Source organism: Microbacterium sp. A93 (assembly GCF_051842835.1).
In genome coordinates, this window is the sequence record NZ_JBPXMT010000013.1 from 154475 (window position 1) to 175074 (window position 20600).

The window sequence follows — 20600 nt, forward strand, 5'->3', positions numbered from 1 at the left end:
CTGACCAGGCTACTAACCTGGTCGCATGAGCCTGAAAACCCGAGTCACAACCGATGCTGCGCCGGCCCCCGCGCACACTTTCTCGCAGGGCGTCCGCAAGGGCCCGTTCGTCCAGGTATCCGGTCAGGGCCCGGTCGACCCGGTGTCAGGTGAGTATCTCTTTCCCGGTGATGTCGCCGCCCAGACCACTCGCACCCTGGAGAACGTCAAGGCGATCATCGAGGCATCCGGCGCAACTTTCGATGACGTCGTGATGTTGCGTGTCTACCTCACGCAGCGATCGGACTTCGCGAGCATGAACGACGCATACGGCGAGTTCGTCAGCGCGCACACCTCCAGCGGCGTGCTGCCCGCGCGCACTACGGTCTTCACCGGTCTGCCCCGTGCGGAGATGCTCGTCGAGATCGACGGGGTCGCCATCATCGCGGATTGACGCTGGAGTCGTCCCGCGCGCATGGGTCGTTCTCCCCATGGGGAGAGTCCCCGGCGTGTGGTTAACTTATCGCCGACCGGAGAATCGCACCGCAGTTTGTGGTGCCGTCATTGAGGGGAAATTATATGAACCGTCGTATCGCGGCATTGACCATCGCTACCGTCGCCGTGCTGGGCCTGACCGCCTGCTCTGGCTCACCCAGCGGCTCTGGTGACGCATCCGGAGATGGTGCAGCCGCAGAGCAGGCACAGCCCAATCAGTCGGTCGCGGACGCCTGCGCCATCGTCATCCCTGAGTTGACAGAGGCCAGCACCGCAATGGGTGAAATCGACCCGACTGCCGCAGGCGCAGACCCTCAGGCCGCCGTCGACCAGTTCAACACTTTCGTCGAGACGCTCGGCGGAACCATCGATAAGGTCTCCAACACCGAGGTCAAGGATGCCACGACCGCGGTATACGACGACTTCGCGGCGCTCAGCGAGGTCATGTCGAAGGTCCTGGTCGACCAGGACCTCACGGCAACCTCCGACCTCGGCACCATCACCACCGATATGACCGAGTCGGCGACCGTACTGCAGGAACTGTGCAGCTGAGTTTCCTCCATTTCTTCGAAGACCCCGTGGCTGACCGGCCGCGGGGTCTTCGTCTGTCTGGAGCCGCGTCAAACCGTTGCCGCGCTGTTACCCGAGAGCCCGTATGATAAATAGGTATGTCGCGTTGATATCTCCGGGGGGTGAATTCGTGACTGATCTCATTGCTGCACCTGGTGCAGACACTGCCCAGACCACGGTCGTCGCAGCAGCACTGCCGCCGAACGATGGCGGACGTCCTGTCGAATGGGCTCCGCGCGAGCCCGCTCCTAAGAAGCGCCACGTGGGACTTTGGGTCGGCCTCGGAACCGGTGTGCTGTTGCTCGCTGCCGGTGCTGCATCCGTGCTCCTCATCGCACCTGGAACGTCGATCGCCGGAGTTCAGGTCGGCGGGCTCACGCCCGGCGCCGCCGCCGATGTTGTCAGCTCGCATCTCGCAAACCTTCAGATCACGATCACTGATATTGGCGATGAACAGGTCATTACCGGTGCCGATCTCGGCGCCTCGATCGACGCGCGTACGCTCGCCGATGAAGCGTTCACGTCACATCCGATGTGGAACCTCGGCAGCTGGATGCCTGAGCCGATCACCGGCGCGATCACCCTCGACACTGTGCTCGCCGGTGACACATTGCGCGCGCTGATTCCTGCCAGCTTTACGGATGCCATCGACGCAGAGGTCGTCTTCGATGCAGCCACCGCTGCATATGTGACGACCCCCGCTGTTGCTGGAACCGGCATCAACCTCGAAGACCTGACCACCGCTGTGACGACGGCCCTTGCGGATGGCGACAGCACTCTGAACTACTCCGGCGCGCCCGCTGAGGCCCCCGCCGCGGTCAGCGACGACGAGGCGGCAAGCACCGCTGAATCGCTGAACACCATGCTCGGCTCCATCGGCTTCTACGTCGGCGAAGAGCGCACGGTTCCGGTCGCTCCAGACGTGGCCGCGACGTGGCTCGAGGTCGTCGACGAGAACGGCGCTCTGACCATCACCGCCGATGCATCCGCGATCCAGGGCGTCGTCGACACGCTCCCCGCCGCCGTGAACCGCGCCGCCGTCAACGCCGAGGTCGTCACCAACTCCTCCGGCGACGTGCTGCGCACTCTCACCGAGGGCGCCACCGGGCGTGAGGTCGGCGACGTCAGCAATGCGGCATCCGACTTCGCCCAGCAGCTCGAGAACGGCAACGCCGTGTACGAGCTCAACGTCAACGAGACCGCGTTTGAGACGACAGCCCTGTTCCGCCGCGTCGATCTCAACCTCAGCACGCAGACGGTAACGCTGTACGAGAACGAAACCGTGATAGAGCGTTGGCCGGTTTCGACTGGACTGCCGAACACGCCGACCCCGACGGGGAACTTCACTGTCTTCGGCTACACGAGCATCCAGGACATGGTCGGAAACGACTACGTCACCCCGGACGTACCGTGGAACACCTGGTTCGCCCCCGACATCGCCTTCCACGGCGCGTACTGGCACGAAAACTTCGGCCAGCAGATGAGCCACGGCTGCGTGAATATGCCGGTGTGGCAGGCCGAGTACGTCTACGAGTGGACTGCTATGGGAACCCAGGTCGCCGTTCACTGGTGAGCAGTGCCCCGCGACTAAGCCATGAAACGAGAATGGGGCGGATGCCGTAGCATCCGCCCCATTCGTCGTTCAGCGCCTACAGCGCGTCGATGATCCCGTTCAGAGTCGTCGACGGACGCATGATCTTCGCGACCTTGGCAACATCAGGACGGTAGTACCCACCGATGTCGACCGCGCTGCCCTGGGCTGCGGCGAGCTCGGCGATGATCTCCTGCTCCTTGCCAGCGAGGTCTGCGGCGATCGGAGCGAAGGCCGCTGCGAGTTCGGCGTCCTTCGTCTGTGCGGCCAGCTCCTGTGCCCAGTACAGGCCCAGGTAGAAGTGGCTGCCGCGGTTGTCGATCGTGCCGAGCTTGCGTCCCGGCGAGCGGTCCTCTTCGAGGAACGTTCCGGTCGCAGCATCCAGAGTCGCCGCGAGAACGCGCGCCTTCTCGTTTCCGGTGCGGTCGGCGAAGTGCTCGAGTGAGGCTGCCAGCGCGAAGAACTCGCCCAGCGAGTCCCAACGCAGGTAGTTCTCCTCGACCAGCTGCTGCACGTGCTTCGGAGCAGAACCACCCGCACCGGTCTCGAACAGACCACCGCCAGCGAGCAGCGGGACGATCGAGAGCATCTTGGCGCTCGTTCCGACCTCGAGGATCGGGAACAGGTCGGTCAGGTAGTCGCGCAGCACGTTGCCGGTCACCGAGATGGTGTCGAGCCCGTGGCGGAGACGTGCCAGCGTGTAGCGCGTCGCCTCCTCGGGGGCGAGGATCGAGATCTGTGCGCCCTTCGTGTCGAGCGTTGCGAGCGCCTGGTGCACCTTGGCGATGAGCTGCGCGTCGTGTGCACGGTTCAGGTCAAGCCAGAACACGGTTGGAACGCCAGTCGCCTGCGCCCGCGAGACGGCAAGGCGCACCCAGTCGATGACCGGGATGTGCTTGGTCTGCGTCGCACGCCAGATGTCGCCGGCGCCGACCTCGTGTTCGATGACCACGGTGCCCTCACCGTCGACGACCTCGACGCGGCCAGCGGTCGCGATCTCGAAGGTCTTGTCGTGGCTGCCGTATTCCTCAGCGGCCTGAGCCATCAGGCCCACGTTAGGCACAGTGCCGATCGTTGCCGGGTTGAGCGGCCCGTTCGCGATCACGTCGTCGAGGACTGCCTGGTAGACGCCTGCGTAGGAGGAGTCTGGGATGACAGCGAGCGTGTCGTCTTCGCCCCCGTCGACGCCCCACAGCTTGCCGCCGTTACGGATGAGCGCTGGCATCGAAGCATCCACGATCACGTCAGAAGGCACGTGCAGGTTCGTGGTGCCCTTGTCGGAGTTGACGTACGACAGGCGCGGGCCGTTGCCGATCGCCTTCGCGAACTCCTGAGCGATCTCTGCACCACCCTCGACGTCGGCAAGGCCGGAGAGGATCGAGCCCAGTCCGTCGTTGGCGCTGAGGCCGGCAGCAGCCAGCTCGTCGCCGAATCGAGCGAACACGTCGGCGAAGAAAGCCTTCACTGCGTGACCGAAGATGATCGGGTCGGAGACCTTCATCATCGTCGCCTTCAGATGCACCGAGTACAGCACGTCATCGGACTTCGCCATTTCCAGTGTCTCGGCGAGGAATGCGTCAAGAGCGGATGCCGAGAGGAATGTCGCGTCGATGATCTCGCGCGGCAGCACCTTGAGATTGTCCTTGAGTACCGTGACGGTGCCGTCTTGCGCAGTGTGACGAATCGTGAGGACGTCGTCGTGAGCGGCGATCCAGCTCTTCTCGTTGTGCTTGAAGTCGTCCTGGGTCATGGTGGCGACGCGGGTCTTCGAACCCTCAGCGAACGGCTTGTTCGTGTGCGGGTGCTTCTTCGCGTAGTTCTTCACCGCAAGTGGCGCGCGACGATCACTGTTGCCCTCGCGCAGCACCGGGTTCACCGCCGACCCCTTGATGCGGTCGTACCGGGCGCGGATGTCCTTCTCCTCCAGAGAGGACGGCTCATCCGGGAAGCTCGGGATGTCGTAGCCCTGGCCCTGCAGCTCGGCGATGGCCGCCTTGAGCTGAGGAATGGATGCCGAAATGTTCGGCAGCTTGATGATGTTGGCCTCGGGGAGCGTGGCAAGACCGCCGAGCTCAGCGAGCGCATCGGACACTTCCTGGTCCGCGCTCAGTCGCTGCGGGAACGCGGCGAGGATGCGTGCGGCGAGCGAAATGTCGCGGGTCTCGATCTCGATTCCGGCCTGGCCCGCAAAGGCCTGGACGATCGGAAGGAACGATGCAGTGGCCAGAGCCGGTGCCTCGTCCGTGTGCGTGTAGATGATGGCGTCGTCGGTCACCGGGAGATTCTCCGTTCACGAGTCAAATTTGTCTCGATACCAAGATACCTGAGTGCCCTCGATGACGTTCGCAGACATCTTTCCGCCCGCGATCTGGTTCGAGAGGTTACCCTGGGCTTATGTCGGAACTGCGCATGGTGGAACTCTCTGCTGCGACGATCGTCGCAGTGAACAACCTGTCCCTCAAACCGGGTCAGGAACAGTACCTCGCCCCGGTCTCCTACGGCATCGCTGCCACCGTGATCAATCCTCAGACGTCGTGGCAGCGTGTAATCCTCGACGGCGACGAAGTCGTGGGCTTCGTCAGCGCCAACTTCGACGTTGACGCCCCGGAAGAGCACTTCCGCTCTGTACTGTGGCGCATCAACGTCGACGCGAACGACCAGCGCCGCGGCCTCGGTCGCTTCGCGGTAGCTGGCCTCCTAGCTGAGGCGCGCACCCGCAATATGGATCGTGTCGTCGTGATCTACGAAGCCGGCGACGGCGGACCTGAGGCATTCTTCCGCCGAGTGGGCTTCACCCCGGTCGGCGAAACGGAGTATGCAGAGGTCATCGCAGAGATTCGCCTCGCGCCCTAATAGCGGCGGCGGGGCTTCGGATCCCCTCCCCCACCGAGGCCCCGTCGCCTTCTCCTTGATGACGACCTAGTATTTCGTTGCATGATGCAACAAAATCGCGAGAACGACTCTCGGGAAGGACGGGAATCTGTCGATCTTTGGTCTCCCCGTACAACCTTCGTCAACGGCGACCGCGTCAGCCGCGGCTAAGCAATGAGTACGATCCGATTCACCGGGACAGCCGAATCCTGGCTGGAGTGCCTGCCGCTCGGCGACGGCCGGTTGGGCGCCATGAGCGATGGCGGTGTGGCTACGACCACCCTGCACCTGAACGATGCCACCGCATGGTCGGGGTCGCCGGCAAGCGAGGCGGTGGATCCTCTGACGGATGCTGCGGAATCTGCGCGCCTGCTCGCAGCGTCCCGCGCCGCCATCGCTGCCGGCGACCATGTCGGGGCTGAGGCGCCGCTGCGGGCGATGCAGACCCGCTACGCGCAGTCGTATGTACCCCTAGGGGACGTCGTGATCGACGTCGCGGGTGCAGACCCGAATGCTGCGCTCACCCGCGAGCTCGATCTGGCCACCGGCGTCCATCGTTCTGTTGCGGGATCGATGCGCACGACGACGTTCATCGCCGCAGAGCAGAGCGTGCTCGTACACGTGATCGAGCCTGCTGCGCCGGCCATCGTCAGCCTGCACTCCCCGTTGCGCTCCCCTGATGGCGATAACCCCGAGCAGCACTCGATCGGTGCCGACACCGTCGGGCTCCTCCTGCGCCTGCCCAGCGATGTCGCACCCGGTCATGAACCGGATCTGCCTGGCGCGCTCTGGGACACGACCCCCGGGGCTGCTCTTCGCGCCGCGATCGGTGCGCGGGTCATCCAGGAGTCCGGGCGGACCGTCATTCTCGTCGCCGCTGCCACCACGTTCGCCGGCCTCGGGAAGACTCCGGTCGGCACGGCATCCGATGCGTTGGCCGATGCGCTCGAACGCATCGAACGCGCAACGGAGATCGGCGTCGACGCGCTGTGCAGCGAAACCGAGCGGGCGATGGGCGCTCTTCTGGGCACCGTGACGCTGTCACTCGGATCGCCGTCTGCCGTCGCCGCAGCCCCAGGAGCTCGAGACACCGCCGCGCGCTTCGCTGCCGCGCGCGCCGATCCCCGTGGCGTGCTGACAAGCGATCCGGGCCTTGCTGCGCTGCTCTTCGACTACGGTCGCTATCTGCTCGTTTCCTCCTCCCGGCCCGGCGGTCTCCCGGCCAACCTGCAGGGGATCTGGAACGCCGAGCTTCGCCCGCCGTGGGGCAGCGGCTACACGCTCAACATCAACACCGAGATGAACTACTGGGGTGCGCACGTTACCGACCTCAGCGCACGGGCGCAGCCGCTGGCCGATTTCACAGTCGCGATCGCCGATGCCGCAGCCTCGCACACCCGTCGGCTGTACGGCACCCCGGGGTGGACGGTGCATCACAACAGTGACGCCTGGTTGTATGCCACCGCTCCCGGCCGCGGGGCGGGCGACCCTCGGTGGGCTTTCTGGCCGCTGGGCGGCGCGTGGCTCGCCAGTCTCCTCTCCCAGGCATGGGAGTTCGGAGCGGCAGATGCCGAAGATCTCGAGAACATCTGGCCCACTCTTCGCGGCGCCGCCGAGTTCGCGCTCGCCTGGCATCGCGACGAGCACACCTCCCCCGCAACCTCCCCGGAGAATGCATTCCTCACACCGGACGGCAGATCGGGGTCGCTCGCCGCGACGACAGCGATGGATCTCGCGCTGCTGCGCGACCTGTTCACCGCGACCGTCCGGACGGCCGAGGCTCTGGGCCGCGCCGACGACGATGTCGTGAAAGCCGCTGGCGAACGGCTCTGCGTACTGCCCGAGCAACCGGCGCTCACCCCGGACGGCACGATCGTTGAGTGGGACGTTCCTCGCCCCGAGGAGGACCCGCACCACCGTCACGTCAGTGCGCTGTACGGACTGTTTCCGGGAACGGAGCACTGGGACGAGTCGCGGCGCGCCGCCGCGACGACGACGCTCGAGCGCCGAGGCGACGATTCCAGCGGCTGGTCGCTGGTGTGGAAGCTCGCGCTGTGGGCGCGACTGCACCGCCCCGATAAGGTCGCCGACCTGCTGGAACTCGCTCTTCGCAATGCGGACGATGTCTCCGGTCCCTGGGCCGGCGGGCTGTACCCGAACCTGTTCGCCGCCCATCCGCCATTCCAGATCGACGCAAACCTAGGAATCGTCGGTGCGCTCTCCGAGGCGCTCCTGCAATCCGTCGATGGCATTCATCTCCTTCCCGCCCTTCCCGCCGAGCTCGGTACGGGCAGCGTCACCGGGCTCGTTGCCCGCCCCGGCGTCATCGTCGGGCTGGAGTGGCGCGATGCGCAGTTGTTGAGCGCGACCCTGCGCGCCCGGCATCCTGCCGCCGTCGGATCGCACCGGGTGCGCTGGCGCGGCCAGACGATCACCGTCCACATCGATACGGAGCACGACACCCGCCTCGATGCCCGTTCATTCCCCTCCGAGGAGGTTCATCCGTGAGGTTCACCGACGGGTAAGGACTCCGGCCGCTGGTACCAGGAGTTGGTGCGGACACGCACTCTGCCCGGGTGAGCGCTAGGAGTTGTCGCGGCGCGGCGGCGGCCAGATCTTGCTCGACGGCGGCTTTGGCGCGTTCGTCTCCGGCTTCGGCGCGTTCGTCTCCGGCTCTTCGGCGGCGTCGTTTTTGCTCGGCTGATGGCGGGAGCTCCATGACGCGAAGGCGGACGCCGCCGCCTCGGCAGCCTTATCCAAAGCCTCGGCCGACCTAGTGAACACCTGCTGCGCCGTATCCTGCCATGCGGGCGCCGCGTTCGGGTCGAGACCGTTCGCGCGCGCCTTCGCCGTGAACTCGGCGACATCGAATGTGCGTTCGAGGTGCGCGACGGCATCCCGATACGCAGCGAACTCTTCGGTCTTGATGCGTGTCCCGGTTACCGGCCGCAGCTCCTGCGCGCGGCGTGACGCGCCCAGGAAGGCGGCTGTCGCCGGGTCCTTCGCATCACTCATCGTGGGATAGGCGATGAGCTTCGCGGGGTCGGTCTCGTAATCCATCCAGCGCGCCGTGACCGTGTCGTGCGCGCGATGCAAGCGCGCCACCGGAAACCGCTCGCGCTTGGATGCAGCGGGGATCTCGGCTCGAGCCACATTCAGGTGCACGCGGCGAGCGCGGACGTCCGCCGCAGCGGCCTTGGCGTTCTGCTCGGCCTGCTTCAGTGTGCGCCGCACGCTCGCGACGTCGGCGCTCGTGGCACGCGATGCGGTGCGCTCGGCGACGAGGCGGGCATGCTCTGCGCGCGCGATCTTCACGGCGCGTCGTCGCTCGCCAAGCTCATGCTGAGCTTCCTTCAGGTCGTCGCGCGCGGCGTCGAATGCGAGTCGGCGGCCGCTGGTGCTGCTCCGGTGACGCACACCAACCGCCGTGACGGCGCCTGCACCGACCGCGGTCGGCGCGATCCACCACCACTCGGTCGCCAGAAAGAAGAGGGGGTCCACCCCTTCATGGTAGCGAGGCTAGGGCTGTCGGGGCGCCCGGCCTGCAGCATCCGCAGGGGTCGCACATCGCAGATTGCCGCATCAACAACCGCAATGCGGCAACCCGCGCCTCCTCCCGGCCCCGACCCGGCCGCGCGCGGCCGGACCGCCTAGACCAGCGTCTGCTGCCAGGCCGCGTGCAACTGCGCGAACTTGCCGGTGCCGCTGATCAGGGTCGCAGGTGTGTCATCCTCGATGATCTTCCCGTGCTCCATCACGAGCACCCGATCGGCGATCGCGACCGTCGACAACCGGTGCGCGATGATGATGGCGGTTCGGTCGGCGAGCAGTGTCTGCAGCGCATCCTGGATGAGCCGCTCCGACGGGATGTCGAGGGATGCCGTGGCCTCATCGAGGATGAGCACCGCGGGATCCGCCAGGAACGCACGTGCGAACGAGATCAGCTGACGCTGCCCTGCAGACACACGCCCGCCGCGCTTGTTCACATCCGAGTTGTAGCCGTCCGGCAGGGCCGAAATGAACCCGTCGGCCCCCACCGCGCGAGCGGCAGACTGAATCTCGTCCATCGTGGCATCCGGCTTACCGAGCGCGATGTTGTCTGCGACGGTCCCACTGAACAGGTACGCCTCCTGCGTGACCATGACGATCGCGCGCCGCAGGTCCTTCGGATGCAGCGAACGCAGATCCACGCCGTCCAGCATCACTCGGCCGAGCGAAGGATCGTAGAACCGAGAGATGAGCTTCGCCAGCGTCGACTTTCCGGCACCTGTGGTTCCCACCAGGGCGATCGTCTGCCCGGCTGGAATGTCGAGCGAGAAGTTCGGCAGAATCGTCTTCTCCCCCGAGTAGCCGAACGTGACCTCGTCGAAGTTCACGTGTCCGTGCGACTCCCAGAGGTCGACAGGCTTCTCGGGATCCGGAACCGTCGGCACCTCGTCCAGCACACCTGACACCTTCTCCAGCGCCGCAGTCGCGGACTGGTAGGAGTTCAAGAACATCGCGATCTCCTGCATCGGCGCGAAGAAGTTGCGCACGTACAGCACTGCAGAAAGCAGGACTCCGACAGTCAGTGCTCCTGTCGAGACGCGGATGCCACCCCACAGCACGACGAGCCCGAGAGTGAACGCGGCCACAGCCATGAGCCCTGGCTCGAATGTGCCGAACAGCAGCATCGAGCGGCGGTTCACATCACGGTAGTCACCGGCGACCTTCTGGAAGGTGACGTCGTTGCGCGGCTCCTTGCGGAATGCCTTGACCGCACGGATGCCGGTCATGGTCTCCACGAACTGCACGATGACCTTCGCGCTGATGACACGCGACTCTCGGAAGACGAGCTGAGAACGCGAGTAGAACCAGCGCATCAGGAAGAAGAGCGGAACGAGTGCGAGCGCGAGGATGACGCCCGACTGCCAGTCCCACACCAGCAGGGTGATGAAGGTGAACACACCGAACAGCACGCCTGAGACGAGGTTGTTGAGGCCGCCGTCAAGGAGTTCGCGGATCGAGTCCAGGTCGCTGGTCTGACGCGAGATGATGCGCCCTGACGTATAAGTCTCATGGAATTCGAGGCTCAGCCGCTGTGTGTGCAGGAAGATGCGCTTGCGCAGATCGATCAGCACCGCCTGGGTGATGCGCGCGGCGACGACGACGTACAGGCCGATCAGCGCGGCACCGAACGCACCCGCGAGTAGGTAGATGAGCCCGATCATGAAGGTCGGCATCCAGTTTGCGTGGTCGAGCACAGCGGGCAGCGCCCGGTCGATTCCGATGCTGATGAGGATGGGGCCCGCAACTTGCAGAGCCGTTGAGATCACGAGCAATACTGCCGCGACGATGATCTGCGCCCGCAGCGGAGAAACGAGAGAGCCGAGCAGACGCATCGAGCGCTGGCGGATCGCCTTGCTCTCTTCGCGCGTGTAGTTCGAGCGGTCTTCGCCCTGGGTTCCGGTGAGTGCTGCACTCATGCCTGCACCTCCTTCTTGGCGTTGTTCGTATCGTCTTCGGTGGCGGAGTCATCCGTCGCGGCATCCGTCGCGGCATCCTCGCGGATGATGGGGATCGCCCCGGTGCGCGCGGCTTCCTCAGCCTCGAGGCTGGAGATCACGTGCCGGTAGTGTGCACTGGTCTTCAGCAGTTCGGAGTGTGTGCCGACGGCGGTGATTCTGCCGCGCTCCAGCAGCGCCACCCGGTCAGCGAGCGCGACGGTCGACGGACGGTGTGCGACGATCAGCGCGGTGGTGTCGGCGAGCACACGGCGCAACGCCCGCTCCACCAGCGCCTCGGTATCAACATCCAGCGCGGAGAGGGGGTCGTCGAGCACGAGAACCTTGGGGTTGGCGGCGACGGCACGTGCCAGTGCGAGACGCTGGCGCTGCCCACCGGACAGGCTGAGCCCCTCCTCACCGATGACGGTCTCGACGCCTTCTGGCAGTGCGTCGACGAACTCGGCCTGCGCGATCTGGAGCGCCTCGCGCAGCACGCGCTCGCCCTCGTCGCTGTGGATGTCGAGCTCAGCGCGACCCAGAAGCACGTTCTCTCGCACGGATGCCGAGAACAGCGTGGCATCCTCAAACGCCATCGCGATGTGTGTGCGCAGCTCTGCCACCGGCAAATCTCGTACATCGACGCCGTCCAGAGTCACTCTGCCTCCGGTGACGTCGTACAGACGCGTCGGCAGAGTGGTCAGCGTGGTCTTGCCGCTGCCTGTGAGACCGACCAGCGCCATGGTCTCGCCTGGGCGCAGAACCAGGTCGATGCCGTCCAGGAGGTCACGCTCGGAGGCCCCGGCGTCCTGATACCGGAAGTGCGCGTTCTCGAAAGCGAGCTCTCCGCGCGGCTGGTTGATGTGCACCGGGTTCTCCGGGTCGGTGATGGTGTTGGTCTCAGAGAAGATCTCGAACACACGGTCGGTCGCGGTGCGCGCATCCAGAGCGAACGAGAACAGGAAGCCGATCGATTCGATCGGCCAGCGCAGCACGGTCGCCATCGCGAAGAATGCGAACAGCTCGGCGACCGAGATGGCACCCTGGGAGATCAGCCAGATGCCGCTGATGAGGCTCAGCCCGAAGGCGATCTGCGGCATCAGGTCGAGGAAGAACCATAGCGAACCGACGGCACGGGCCTTGCTCAGCTCGGTCTGGCGCAGAGTCTCGGCCTGGTTGCTGAAGCGGCCGAGCGCGTGCTTTCCGCGGCCGAAAGCCTTCAGCACACGGATGCCGTGCACGCTCTCCTCGACGCTGGTGGCGAGGTCGCCCGCCTGGTCCTGACTACGGCGCGTGAGCACGCCGTAGCGTTTCTCGAAAAGATAGCCGCGGATCCACAGTGGGATGCCTGTGATGAGGAAGATGACCCCCAGCAGCCAGTGCCAGCGGAACAGCAGCACGGATCCGATCATGATCGTGAGGATGTTGACGACGAGCAGGATCAAGCCAAAGGCGAGCCATCGGCGGATGAGGCCGATGTCCTGCATCATGCGGCTGAGCAGCTGTCCGGACTGCCAACGGTCATGGAAGGCAACAGGCAGCGCCTGCAGGCGCGAGTACAGATCCGAACGCATCCGGTACTCGATCTCGGTGGAAGGTTTCAAGATGAACCACCGACGAAGCCAGACCATCACGGCTTCCCCGAGCGAAAGAGCAAGCACGGCGACCGCACCCCAGACGATCGCAGAGACCTGACCGGACATCACCGGTCCGGCGATGATCTGTTCGAGCACGATGGGGATCATCAGGGCGATGATGGCTGCGGCGAGCGCGCTCGCGGCACCGCCGATCATGCGCCCCAGGGCCGGCCTGACGAAGGGCTTCAGGCGCCACAGTGCGGCGGGAGTGGACAGCGAAGCAGACGAATTCTGCGATGAAGACGAGGAAGACATGACTCTCAGATGAGTTGCGTTACGGAAGGGAATTGACGAGGCGCACCTGTGGCGCTGACCCCGGAAGTTGCAAAGTGGGGCGGGCGCTACCGGTGAAGATCCGCCGGGTTCGAGCCAAGAACGGTGATCTGCGCGACGGCGATCAAAATCATGGTGTCCTCCTCAGGCTCGGCTTCGTCGCCCGGTCGGCGCGACAGCCCTCCAGCCTATTGCTGTGAACAGGCTGAATGCAAGAGCTATTCCCGATCGGCGCCCAGGACTGCGGATCTCAGAGCGCAGATTCCCTGGCGAGCAGCGATTCCTTCACGGACAGCCCCCAAGCAAAGCCGCCGAGCGTCCCGTCGGCGCGCAGCACGCGATGGCAGGGCACGAAGAGCGCAGGCGCGTTGCGTGCACAGATGGATGCCGCAGCGCGCACCGCGCTCGGATTGCCCAGCTCTGCGGCGAAAGACGTATAAGTCAACGGCTCCCCTGGCGTTATCTGCCGCAGCGCCGCCCAGCCGGCCCGTTGCATCTCAGTGCCGAATTGGTGCACCGCGACGGTGTCGATCGCACCGAGGTCGCCGTCGTAATACGCACGGACGGCGGCCGCAGCATCCGTCTCGCCCTCTCGGATCTCGCCTTCTCGGATCTCTGTGGGGCGGAATCGCTCTGCGAGCCGATTGACGATCGCATCGGGGTCGGCGGTCCACCCGGAGGCGAGAACTCGCTGTTCGCTGTCGACGAGGAGCGTGAACGGACCGTCAGGAGTGTCGATGGTCTGGATGATGCTCATTTTCATGCACTCTTTCCTCCGCGAGACTTCGCGTGTGTCATAGAAATCGCGGTTTTCAGTGACACACGTGAAGTCTCGCGGGACGTAGTGGGGGTGGTGGGGCGTGGGGCACGCCAGAGGTGGGCGGTGAAGTAACTGCGCCAGGGGGCGGTGCGTTCTGACCAGACAGCAAGCGGTGCGGGATCGGCGGGGAGGGCTGCGGCCGCGGCACCGGCGCGCACGGCGACATCTCCGGGGAGGAACACATCCGGATCGCCGAGCACGCGCATCCGCACATAGTCGGCGGTCCAGGGTCCGATGCCGGGCATAGCCAGGAGTGCCTGTCGTTGCTCGACGCGATCGTCACCGACGGTCAACGTCAGCGAACCATCTGCCAGCGCTGCGGCTGCTCCGGTGATGGCCCTTATCCGCGCCGCAGGCCCCCGGAGCACTTCGGTACCGTGTTCGGCGATCGCCGTCATCGTCGGGAACAGGTGGCCCTCCGAGTCAGGCGTCGGCTCCCCCAACGCCTCGGCGAGCTTCATGAGCGCCGTTCGGGCGGCAGCAACAGTGATCTGCTGGCCGATCATCGCGCGGATGAGCATCTCGTGCGGGTCTGCGGCGCCAGGCACACGGATGCCGGGAATCCGCGCGACCAGCGGCAAAAGCTCCGGATGCGACGACAACGCGGCGTCGACGGCGATGGGGTCAGCATCCAGATCGAAGATGCGACGTACGGTCGCGACGAGCGGGGCGAGGTCGCTGAGATGCGTAACCTGGGCGCGTAGGCGAAGCCGGGCGTTCTCGTCCTGCCGCACTTCGAACCACGCGGCTCCACCCGGCATGCGCACGTGCCGGGCGAACGAGTTCTCCGTCGTGCTCTCCACGCCGGGCAGGGCGCGTGCGGCCATCCAGACGAAGATGCCCGCGGCATCCATCGGCTCGCGGTGCGGGAGGATCAGGTCGATCGTTCCCGGGACGACGATCGAGGAGATGCGGCGACGTGCGCGCAGCTCGGTGGGGGTCAGGCCGAACACCTCGCGGATCGTCTCGTTGCACTGGCGGATGCTGGCGAACCCGGCCGAGAACGCGATGTCAGCGATCGCAAGGTCGGTTCCGACAAGCAGCATCCGCGCATTGTGGGCACGGTGCGCGCGGGCAAGAGCGAGCGGGCCGGCGCCGAGCTCGGTCGCGAGTAGCCGGGTGAGGTGGCGCGACGAGTAGCCCAGGCGCATGGCAAGGCCGGGGACGCCCTCGCGTTCCACGACGCCGTCGGCGATGAGGCGCATCGCGCGCGCAGCGGTGTCGCCGCGGAGGTCCCATGCCGGCGAGCCAGGAGCCGCCTCGGGAAGGCAGCGCTTGCACGCACGGAAGCCGGCCTCGTGCGCTGCGGCACTGGTCGGATAGAAGCTGACGTTCTCCGGCTTGGGTGTGCGCGCGGGGCAGGACGGCCTGCAGTAGATGCCCGTCGAGTGCACCGCCGTGACGAACTGGCCGTCGAAGCGGGTGTCGCGCGCATCGATCGCACGGTACCGCTCATCGAAGCTCATCGCCGGGAAGGTCATGCCTCCACTCTGACACGCGCTGCGACGACCGGCTAGCGGAATTCAGACATGACTGTGAAGCGCCCAGTCCGGCCGTCGCGAGGCACCTGACTCAGTGGAAGAAGTGACGCTCCCCGGTGAAGAACATCGTCACGCCCGCGGCCTTCGCCGCAGCGATGACCTCCTCGTCGCGCACAGATCCACCCGGCTGCACGATCGTGGTGACGCCGGCATCGATGAGCACCTGAGCGCCATCCGCGAACGGGAAGAACGCATCGGATGCTGCGACGGATCCGACCGCACGGACGCCGGCACGCTCCACCGCGAGGCGGCAGGAGTCGACACGGTTGACCTGGCCCATGCCGACGCCGACGGTGGCATTGCCCTTGGCGAGCACGATGGCGTTGGATTTAACCGCGCGGCACGCCTTCCACGCGAAGATCATGTTCTCCATCTCGGACTCGTCGGGGCGATCACCCGTGACGAGCTCCCAGTTCTTCGCAACAGAGCCGATCTCATCGGGGAAGCGATCGGCATCCTGCAGCAGCAGACCGCCGGAGACCAGGCGTACGTCCATCGGCTCCTGCTGCCAGTCATCCGGCAGCTGTAGCAGACGCAGGTTCTTCTTCGCCTTGAACACCTCAAGCGCGGCCGGCTCGAACGACGGAGCGACGATGACCTCGGTGAAGATGTCCTTGAGGTTCTCGGCCATCTTCAGCGTGACAGTGCCGTTAGTGGCGATCACGCCCCCATAGGCCGATACCGGGTCGCACTCGTGGGCACGCAGGTGCGCGCTGGCGATCGGGTCGAGGGCGTTCGGCGCGGTGGTCGCAATTCCGCAGGGGTTCGCGTGCTTCACGATAGCGACGGCGGGCAGCACCATGTCGAATGCGGCGCGCAGCGCGGCATCCGCGTCGACGTAGTTGTTGTAGGACATCTCCTTGCCCTGCAGCTGCACAGCCTGGGCAATGCCGTGGCCGCCAACGCGAGAGTAGATCGCGCCGCGCTGGTGTGCGTTCTCGCCGTAGCGCAGCGTCGACAGTCGCTCGGCCTTGATCGTCAAGTGCTCTGGCAGGTCTCCGGGCTCGTTGAGGGTCTCCTCAGCGAACCAGGCGGCAACGGCAGTGTCGTATGCGGAGGTGTGCGCAAACGCACGGGCAGCAAGCTCCCGGCGCTGCGTGAGCGTGGTTCCGCCGGCCGAGATCGACTCGATGATCGCCTGGTAGGACTCGGGAGAGACAACGATCGCGACATTCGCGTGGTTCTTCGCCGACGCGCGCACCATAGCCGGGCCGCCGATATCGATCTGTTCGACGACGTCATCGCCGGTCGCACCGGATGCGACCGTCTCTACGAACGGGTAGAGGTTCACGACGACGAGCTCGAACGGGGCAATCTCCAGCTCGGCGAGTTCGCGGGCGTGGCCCTCGAGGCGCAGGTCGGCCAGAAGCCCACCATGGATGCTCGGATGCAGAGTCTTCACGCGACCGTCGAGCATCTCGGCGACGCCGGTGACTGCGGCGACGTCAGTGACATCGAAGCCCGCTTCGCGGATGGTCGCAGCGGTCGATCCGGTCGAGACGATTTCGACGCCAGCATCGGCAAGCGCCGCGGCGAGCACGAGCAGATCGGTCTTGTCGCTCACCGAGACGAGCGCGCGCTTGATCGGCACAGTGTCGCGATCGCGGTACAGGGAAGAGTCGTGGCTCGGGCCGGCCATGGGAGGTCTCCTTCGTGCGGTGTGTGTGCGGTGAATATGCGTGCGGTGATTGTGCAGAACTTGTGCGGGTAGAGGTCAGGGCGTCAGCGAGAGCTCGCCGGTGGCGATGCGGCGCACCACATCGATCAGCAGGTGTCGCTCGACGGGTTTGATGCGCTCGTGCAGGCTGTGCTCGGTGTCATCCGGACGCACGGGCACACGCTCCTGGGCGAGGATCGGGCCGGTGTCGACGCCGTCGTCTACGACGATGACGCTGGCGCCGGTCTGCTCGGCGCCGGCGGCGAGCGCGTCACGCACACCGTGCGCACCGGGGAACTCGGGCAGGTACGCCGGATGCGTGTTGATGATCCGCGGCGCGTAGCGGGCGACGAGCGGTGCGGGCAGCAGCCGCATCAGACCGCTGAGTACGACGAGGTCGGGGTTCCAGACGTCCAGCTGGCTGCCGAGCTCTTCGCCCCATGCCTCGCGGCTCTCGAAAGAGCGGAACGGCACTGTGAAGCTCGGGATGCTGAATTCTTCGGCGTGAGCGAGACCTTCAGCATCGCGATCGGCACCGACGACAACGATCCGCGCAGGAAAATCGGGGTGGCGTGCGGCTTCGAGCAGGGCGCGGAGGTTCGAGCCGGTGCCTGAGATGAGAACGGCGACCGTGAGCACCCGGTTAGTCTACCGGGGCGTGGGAGTGCTGCCGCCCCCGAAGAAGCCATGCTCGCTCAGTGGCTGCGTCTCGGTCTCATCAGTGGGCTCTGTCGCCTGCGCTGGCCACGCGGAAGAAGCGTCAGCAGCGGTGTCGGCATCCGTTGCCACAGACGTACCCATCTCAGTGGCCCAGCGATCTGTGCGCTCTTCGGCGAGCTCATCACGGTGTCTGGGCGCGAGCAGCATGATGCCGGCGCCGATCAGAACCTCGAGTCCGATCGCGAGCGTCATCCACCCGACATGCGGGCCGGTGTCGGCAAGCCGCCCCGGACCGATCGACCCGGATGCGAGCACCGCTGCGAGCGCGATGACTCCGGCAGTGAGCAGGGCGATTCCCGCGGCGATTGCGACGCGCGGTGCGAGGCCGCGCGCGACGTCTTCCCAGACGAGCTTGGATCGAACCATCCAACCGGCGAAGGCACCCGCTGCGACGGGCAACAGCACAACGATCAGCATCCAGATGGAGCTGTTTTCCGGCAGCAGGCCGAAAATGGGGATGCCGGGAACGACACCGAGCTGCGTGCCGGCGGGTGAGACTGCGGTGCCTGCGCCCACCGAGAATCCGGGGCCGGCGATCCAGGCCAGTGCCCAGACGAGCAGCGTGGGCAGGTACGCGAGGTGTCCGAGCGTGAGGACGGTGACACCGGTGGCATCAACGCGCGCCGCTTCGAAGAGGGCGACGACTTCTCCTCCACGCAGCGCGACCGTGAGCGCAACGACAAGGCCCGCAACGCCGGTGAGTCCCACGACGACCACAGTGGCGCCGCGCACGATTTCGGCGGGCACCACGCCCCAGTCTCCCCAGCTGTCGACGACGTCGTGCACGCGGTCGATAAGTCCGTTATCGCCCTCGCGCCAGGCGTAGCGAATGGCCCCGCAGAGGGCACCGACAAGGTACACGGAGGATGGCAGCAGAATCGCAAGGCCGAACGGGACCTGCGCGATGTCTGCCTGCGCGGTGTACGCGACGGCGACCGCGACCAGGGTGAAGGCCACGGCGCCGGAGATGACCCCGAGCATCCAGGCCCCTGAACGGGCAGCCCTGGTGCCGGAGCGCGCCGCGAACAGCAGGGTGAAGATGAAGAAGGCGAGCGGCGTCAGCGAAAGCGTGAAGTTCGCGGCCTCCGGTGCGATGCCGACGGCCGCGACCACAGCATCCGGGATTGCGATATCGATCGGAACACCATGACCGAATTGCCACAGCGTGCCCGTCACCGGCCACAGGGCTCCCCATTCAGCGGTGACGCCGAACGCGAGCGTCCAGAGCATGGTCAGCGGAGCGAGCAGCACGACGAGGCCGACGGCCGCCGCGATGGCAGCGTCGACGGCGGCGAGAATCGCGACGAGGAGGCGTTGCATGACTCCAAGAGACTACGACGAGAACCTGACTGCCTCGCGGGGGACGCGCGCGAGGCGTCGGACACGATATCGTCTCCAAGGAGGTTTAACCCGATGACAACTGCCCCCTCGACCACAACTGAGCGCACTGCTGAGCCGAAGAACGCGTTTGATCGCTTCTTCGAGATCACCAAACGCGGTTCCACGATCGGCACGGAGGTCCGCGGCGGCCTGGTGACGTTCGTCACGATGGCCTACATCGTGATCCTCAACCCGATCATCCTCGCCGGCGCCGCCGACGTCGACGGCACTGTGCTGAGCTTCAGCGCAGTCGGCGCCTCGACGGCGCTGACCGCCGGCGTGATGACGATCCTGTTCGGCTTGATCACCCGCCTGCCGTTCGGTTTCGCCGCCGGACTCGGCATCAACGCGTTCCTTGCTTTCTCCGTTGTCGGCCAGGTCACCTGGGCCGAGGCGATGGCATTGGTCATGATCAACGGAATCGTCATCGTGCTGCTGGCGGCAACTGGCCTGCGCAAGATGATCTTCGACGCCGTGCCATTCCAGCTCAAGATCGCGATCACCGTCGGTATCGGTCTGTTCATCGCTTTCATCGGATTCGTGAACTCCGGCTTCGTGACCGCGACCGGCAGCTCTTCTCCCCCGGTCGGCCTCGGCATCGGCGGCTCCGTCGCCACGGTTCCGACCGTCCTGTTCATCGTCACCCTGATCATCACCGGAGTGCTCGTCGCCCGCAAGGTCAAGGGCGGCCTGCTGATCGGTCTCGTCTCCGGCACGGTGCTCGCCGTGATCGTCGAGGCCATCTGGCACCTGGGTCCGCAGTTCGGCTCGGATGGCGAATTCAACCCGGCCGGATGGAGCCTGACCGTCCCGACACTCTCCGGATCCCCGGTCAGCCTGCCCGATTTGAGCTTGATCGGTGCTGTCGACTTCGGGTTCGATTTCGGCAAGGTCAGCCTGGTCGCGATCGTGATGATCGTCTTCACCCTGGTGTTCTCGAACTTCTTCGACGCGATGGGCACGATGACCGGTCTTGCCAAGGAGGCGAACCTCGCCGACGCGAAGGGCGACTTCCCCCGCATCAAGTCGGCGCTGATCGTCGAGGGTATCGGCGCGATTGCCGGCGGTGGCACCTCGTCTTCGTCAAACACCGTGTTCATCGAGTCCGGCGCCGGTATCGGCGAGGGTGCACGCACCGGCTTCGCCAACGTCGTGACCGGCGTGATGTTCCTTCTCGCAATGTTCCTGACGCCGCTGACTTCGATCGTTCCGACCGAGATCGCGGCTGCCGCGCTGATCATCGTCGGCGCGATGATGATGGCACAGATCAAGTACATCGATCTGACCGACTTCAGCGTGCTGCTGCCGGTATTCCTCACCGTTTCGGTGATGCCGCTGACCTACTCGATCGCCAACGGCATCGGCGCAGGCTTCGTCAGCTGGGTGCTCGTGCAGGCCTTCTCCGGCAAGGCGAAGTCCGTCAGCCCGCTGCTGTGGATCGTCGGCTTCGGGTTCGTGCTGTTCTTCGCGCGCGGACCGATCGAGGCGCTCTTCGGCGTCTCCTGACACCAGTTCCATGACGTGGGGGCGGATGCTACGGCATCCGCCCCTCGTCGTTTTCAGCCCGGCATCCGCTCTGGCAT

General features: G+C 65.7%; 15 protein-coding genes. 6 read left to right on the forward strand and 9 right to left on the reverse strand.

All coding sequences use genetic code 11. The features are described 5' to 3' along the window. The first annotated feature begins 25 nt into the window (after nucleotides 1–25). The 3 genes from ACSU1G_RS28190 to ACSU1G_RS28200 all read left to right on the forward strand — a co-directional run bounded on the left by ACSU1G_RS28190 (nucleotide 26) and on the right by ACSU1G_RS28200 (nucleotide 2617). Nucleotides 26–433, forward strand: coding sequence for a RidA family protein (locus ACSU1G_RS28190; protein WP_439283892.1), 408 nt, complete (start codon nucleotides 26–28; stop codon nucleotides 431–433). Nucleotides 434–558: 125 nt separating this feature from the next. Next, complete coding sequence (locus tag ACSU1G_RS28195; protein WP_439283894.1) at nucleotides 559–1026, forward strand: hypothetical protein; 468 nt, start codon at nucleotides 559–561, stop codon at nucleotides 1024–1026. Nucleotides 1027–1174: 148 nt separating this feature from the next. Then, a complete protein-coding gene (locus ACSU1G_RS28200) occupies nucleotides 1175–2617 on the forward strand; it encodes a L,D-transpeptidase (RefSeq protein WP_439283895.1) in 1443 nt (480 codons plus the stop codon). Nucleotides 2618–2693: 76 nt separating this feature from the next. Here ACSU1G_RS28200 and ACSU1G_RS28205 read toward each other — a convergent pair whose 3' ends face one another. Next, a complete protein-coding gene (locus ACSU1G_RS28205; protein WP_439283897.1) occupies nucleotides 2694–4910 on the reverse strand; it encodes an NADP-dependent isocitrate dehydrogenase in 2217 nt (738 codons plus the stop codon). A 119-nt stretch (nucleotides 4911–5029) separates the two neighbouring features. Between ACSU1G_RS28205 and ACSU1G_RS28210 the strand changes: the two genes are divergently transcribed. Together ACSU1G_RS28210 and ACSU1G_RS28215 are read left to right on the forward strand one after the other, a co-directional pair. Continuing rightward, the gene (locus ACSU1G_RS28210; protein WP_439283899.1) at nucleotides 5030–5488 is read left to right on the forward strand and encodes a GNAT family N-acetyltransferase; all 459 of its coding nucleotides are present in this window, start codon (nucleotides 5030–5032) and stop codon (nucleotides 5486–5488) included. 192 nt (nucleotides 5489–5680) lie between these two features. Next, nucleotides 5681–8014 carry a glycosyl hydrolase family 95 catalytic domain-containing protein gene (locus tag ACSU1G_RS28215; protein ID WP_439283901.1) on the forward strand — a complete coding sequence of 778 codons (2334 nt, stop codon included), beginning with the start codon at nucleotides 5681–5683 and terminating at the stop codon, nucleotides 8012–8014. A 75-nt stretch (nucleotides 8015–8089) separates the two neighbouring features. Here the strand turns inward: ACSU1G_RS28215 and ACSU1G_RS28220 are convergent, their stop codons facing one another. From ACSU1G_RS28220 to ACSU1G_RS28255, 8 genes are all read right to left on the reverse strand, one after another. Continuing rightward, nucleotides 8090–9007: a hypothetical protein gene (locus tag ACSU1G_RS28220; protein ID WP_439283903.1), complete on the reverse strand. Its 918-nt coding sequence runs from the start codon at nucleotides 9005–9007 to the stop codon at nucleotides 8090–8092. 149 nt (nucleotides 9008–9156) lie between these two features. Beyond that, entirely contained in the window at nucleotides 9157–10971 is a 1815-nt protein-coding gene (locus ACSU1G_RS28225) for an ABC transporter ATP-binding protein (RefSeq protein WP_439283905.1), read from the reverse strand. Further along, nucleotides 10968–12881, reverse strand: a complete 1914-nt coding sequence (locus ACSU1G_RS28230) for an ABC transporter ATP-binding protein (RefSeq protein ID WP_439283906.1) — start codon at nucleotides 12879–12881, stop codon at nucleotides 10968–10970. Before ACSU1G_RS28230 ends, ACSU1G_RS28225 begins: the two co-directional genes overlap by 4 nt. 268 nt (nucleotides 12882–13149) lie before the next feature. Continuing rightward, entirely contained in the window at nucleotides 13150–13662 is a 513-nt protein-coding gene (locus ACSU1G_RS28235) for a methylated-DNA--[protein]-cysteine S-methyltransferase (protein WP_439283908.1), read from the reverse strand. Then, nucleotides 13659–15200 (reverse strand): DNA-3-methyladenine glycosylase 2 family protein, encoded by a 1542-nt coding sequence (locus ACSU1G_RS28240; RefSeq protein ID WP_439283910.1) that lies wholly within the window; start codon nucleotides 15198–15200, stop codon nucleotides 13659–13661. The genes ACSU1G_RS28235 and ACSU1G_RS28240 overlap by 4 nt, the downstream gene beginning before the upstream one ends. Before the next feature lie 91 nt (nucleotides 15201–15291). Beyond that, complete coding sequence (gene purH / locus ACSU1G_RS28245) at nucleotides 15292–16899, reverse strand: bifunctional phosphoribosylaminoimidazolecarboxamide formyltransferase/IMP cyclohydrolase (protein ID WP_439283912.1); 1608 nt, start codon at nucleotides 16897–16899, stop codon at nucleotides 15292–15294. 75 nt (nucleotides 16900–16974) lie between these two features. Then, nucleotides 16975–17556: a phosphoribosylglycinamide formyltransferase gene (purN, locus tag ACSU1G_RS28250; RefSeq protein ID WP_439283914.1), complete on the reverse strand. Its 582-nt coding sequence runs from the start codon at nucleotides 17554–17556 to the stop codon at nucleotides 16975–16977. A gap of 9 nt (nucleotides 17557–17565) precedes the next feature. Continuing rightward, nucleotides 17566–18957 carry a cell division protein PerM gene (locus ACSU1G_RS28255; RefSeq protein ID WP_439283915.1) on the reverse strand — a complete coding sequence of 464 codons (1392 nt, stop codon included), beginning with the start codon at nucleotides 18955–18957 and terminating at the stop codon, nucleotides 17566–17568. A gap of 93 nt (nucleotides 18958–19050) precedes the next feature. Here ACSU1G_RS28255 and ACSU1G_RS28260 point away from each other — a divergent pair, with 93 nt between their 5' ends. Continuing rightward, a complete protein-coding gene (locus ACSU1G_RS28260; RefSeq protein ID WP_439283917.1) occupies nucleotides 19051–20523 on the forward strand; it encodes an NCS2 family permease in 1473 nt (490 codons plus the stop codon). The last annotated feature ends 77 nt before the right edge of the window (nucleotides 20524–20600 follow it).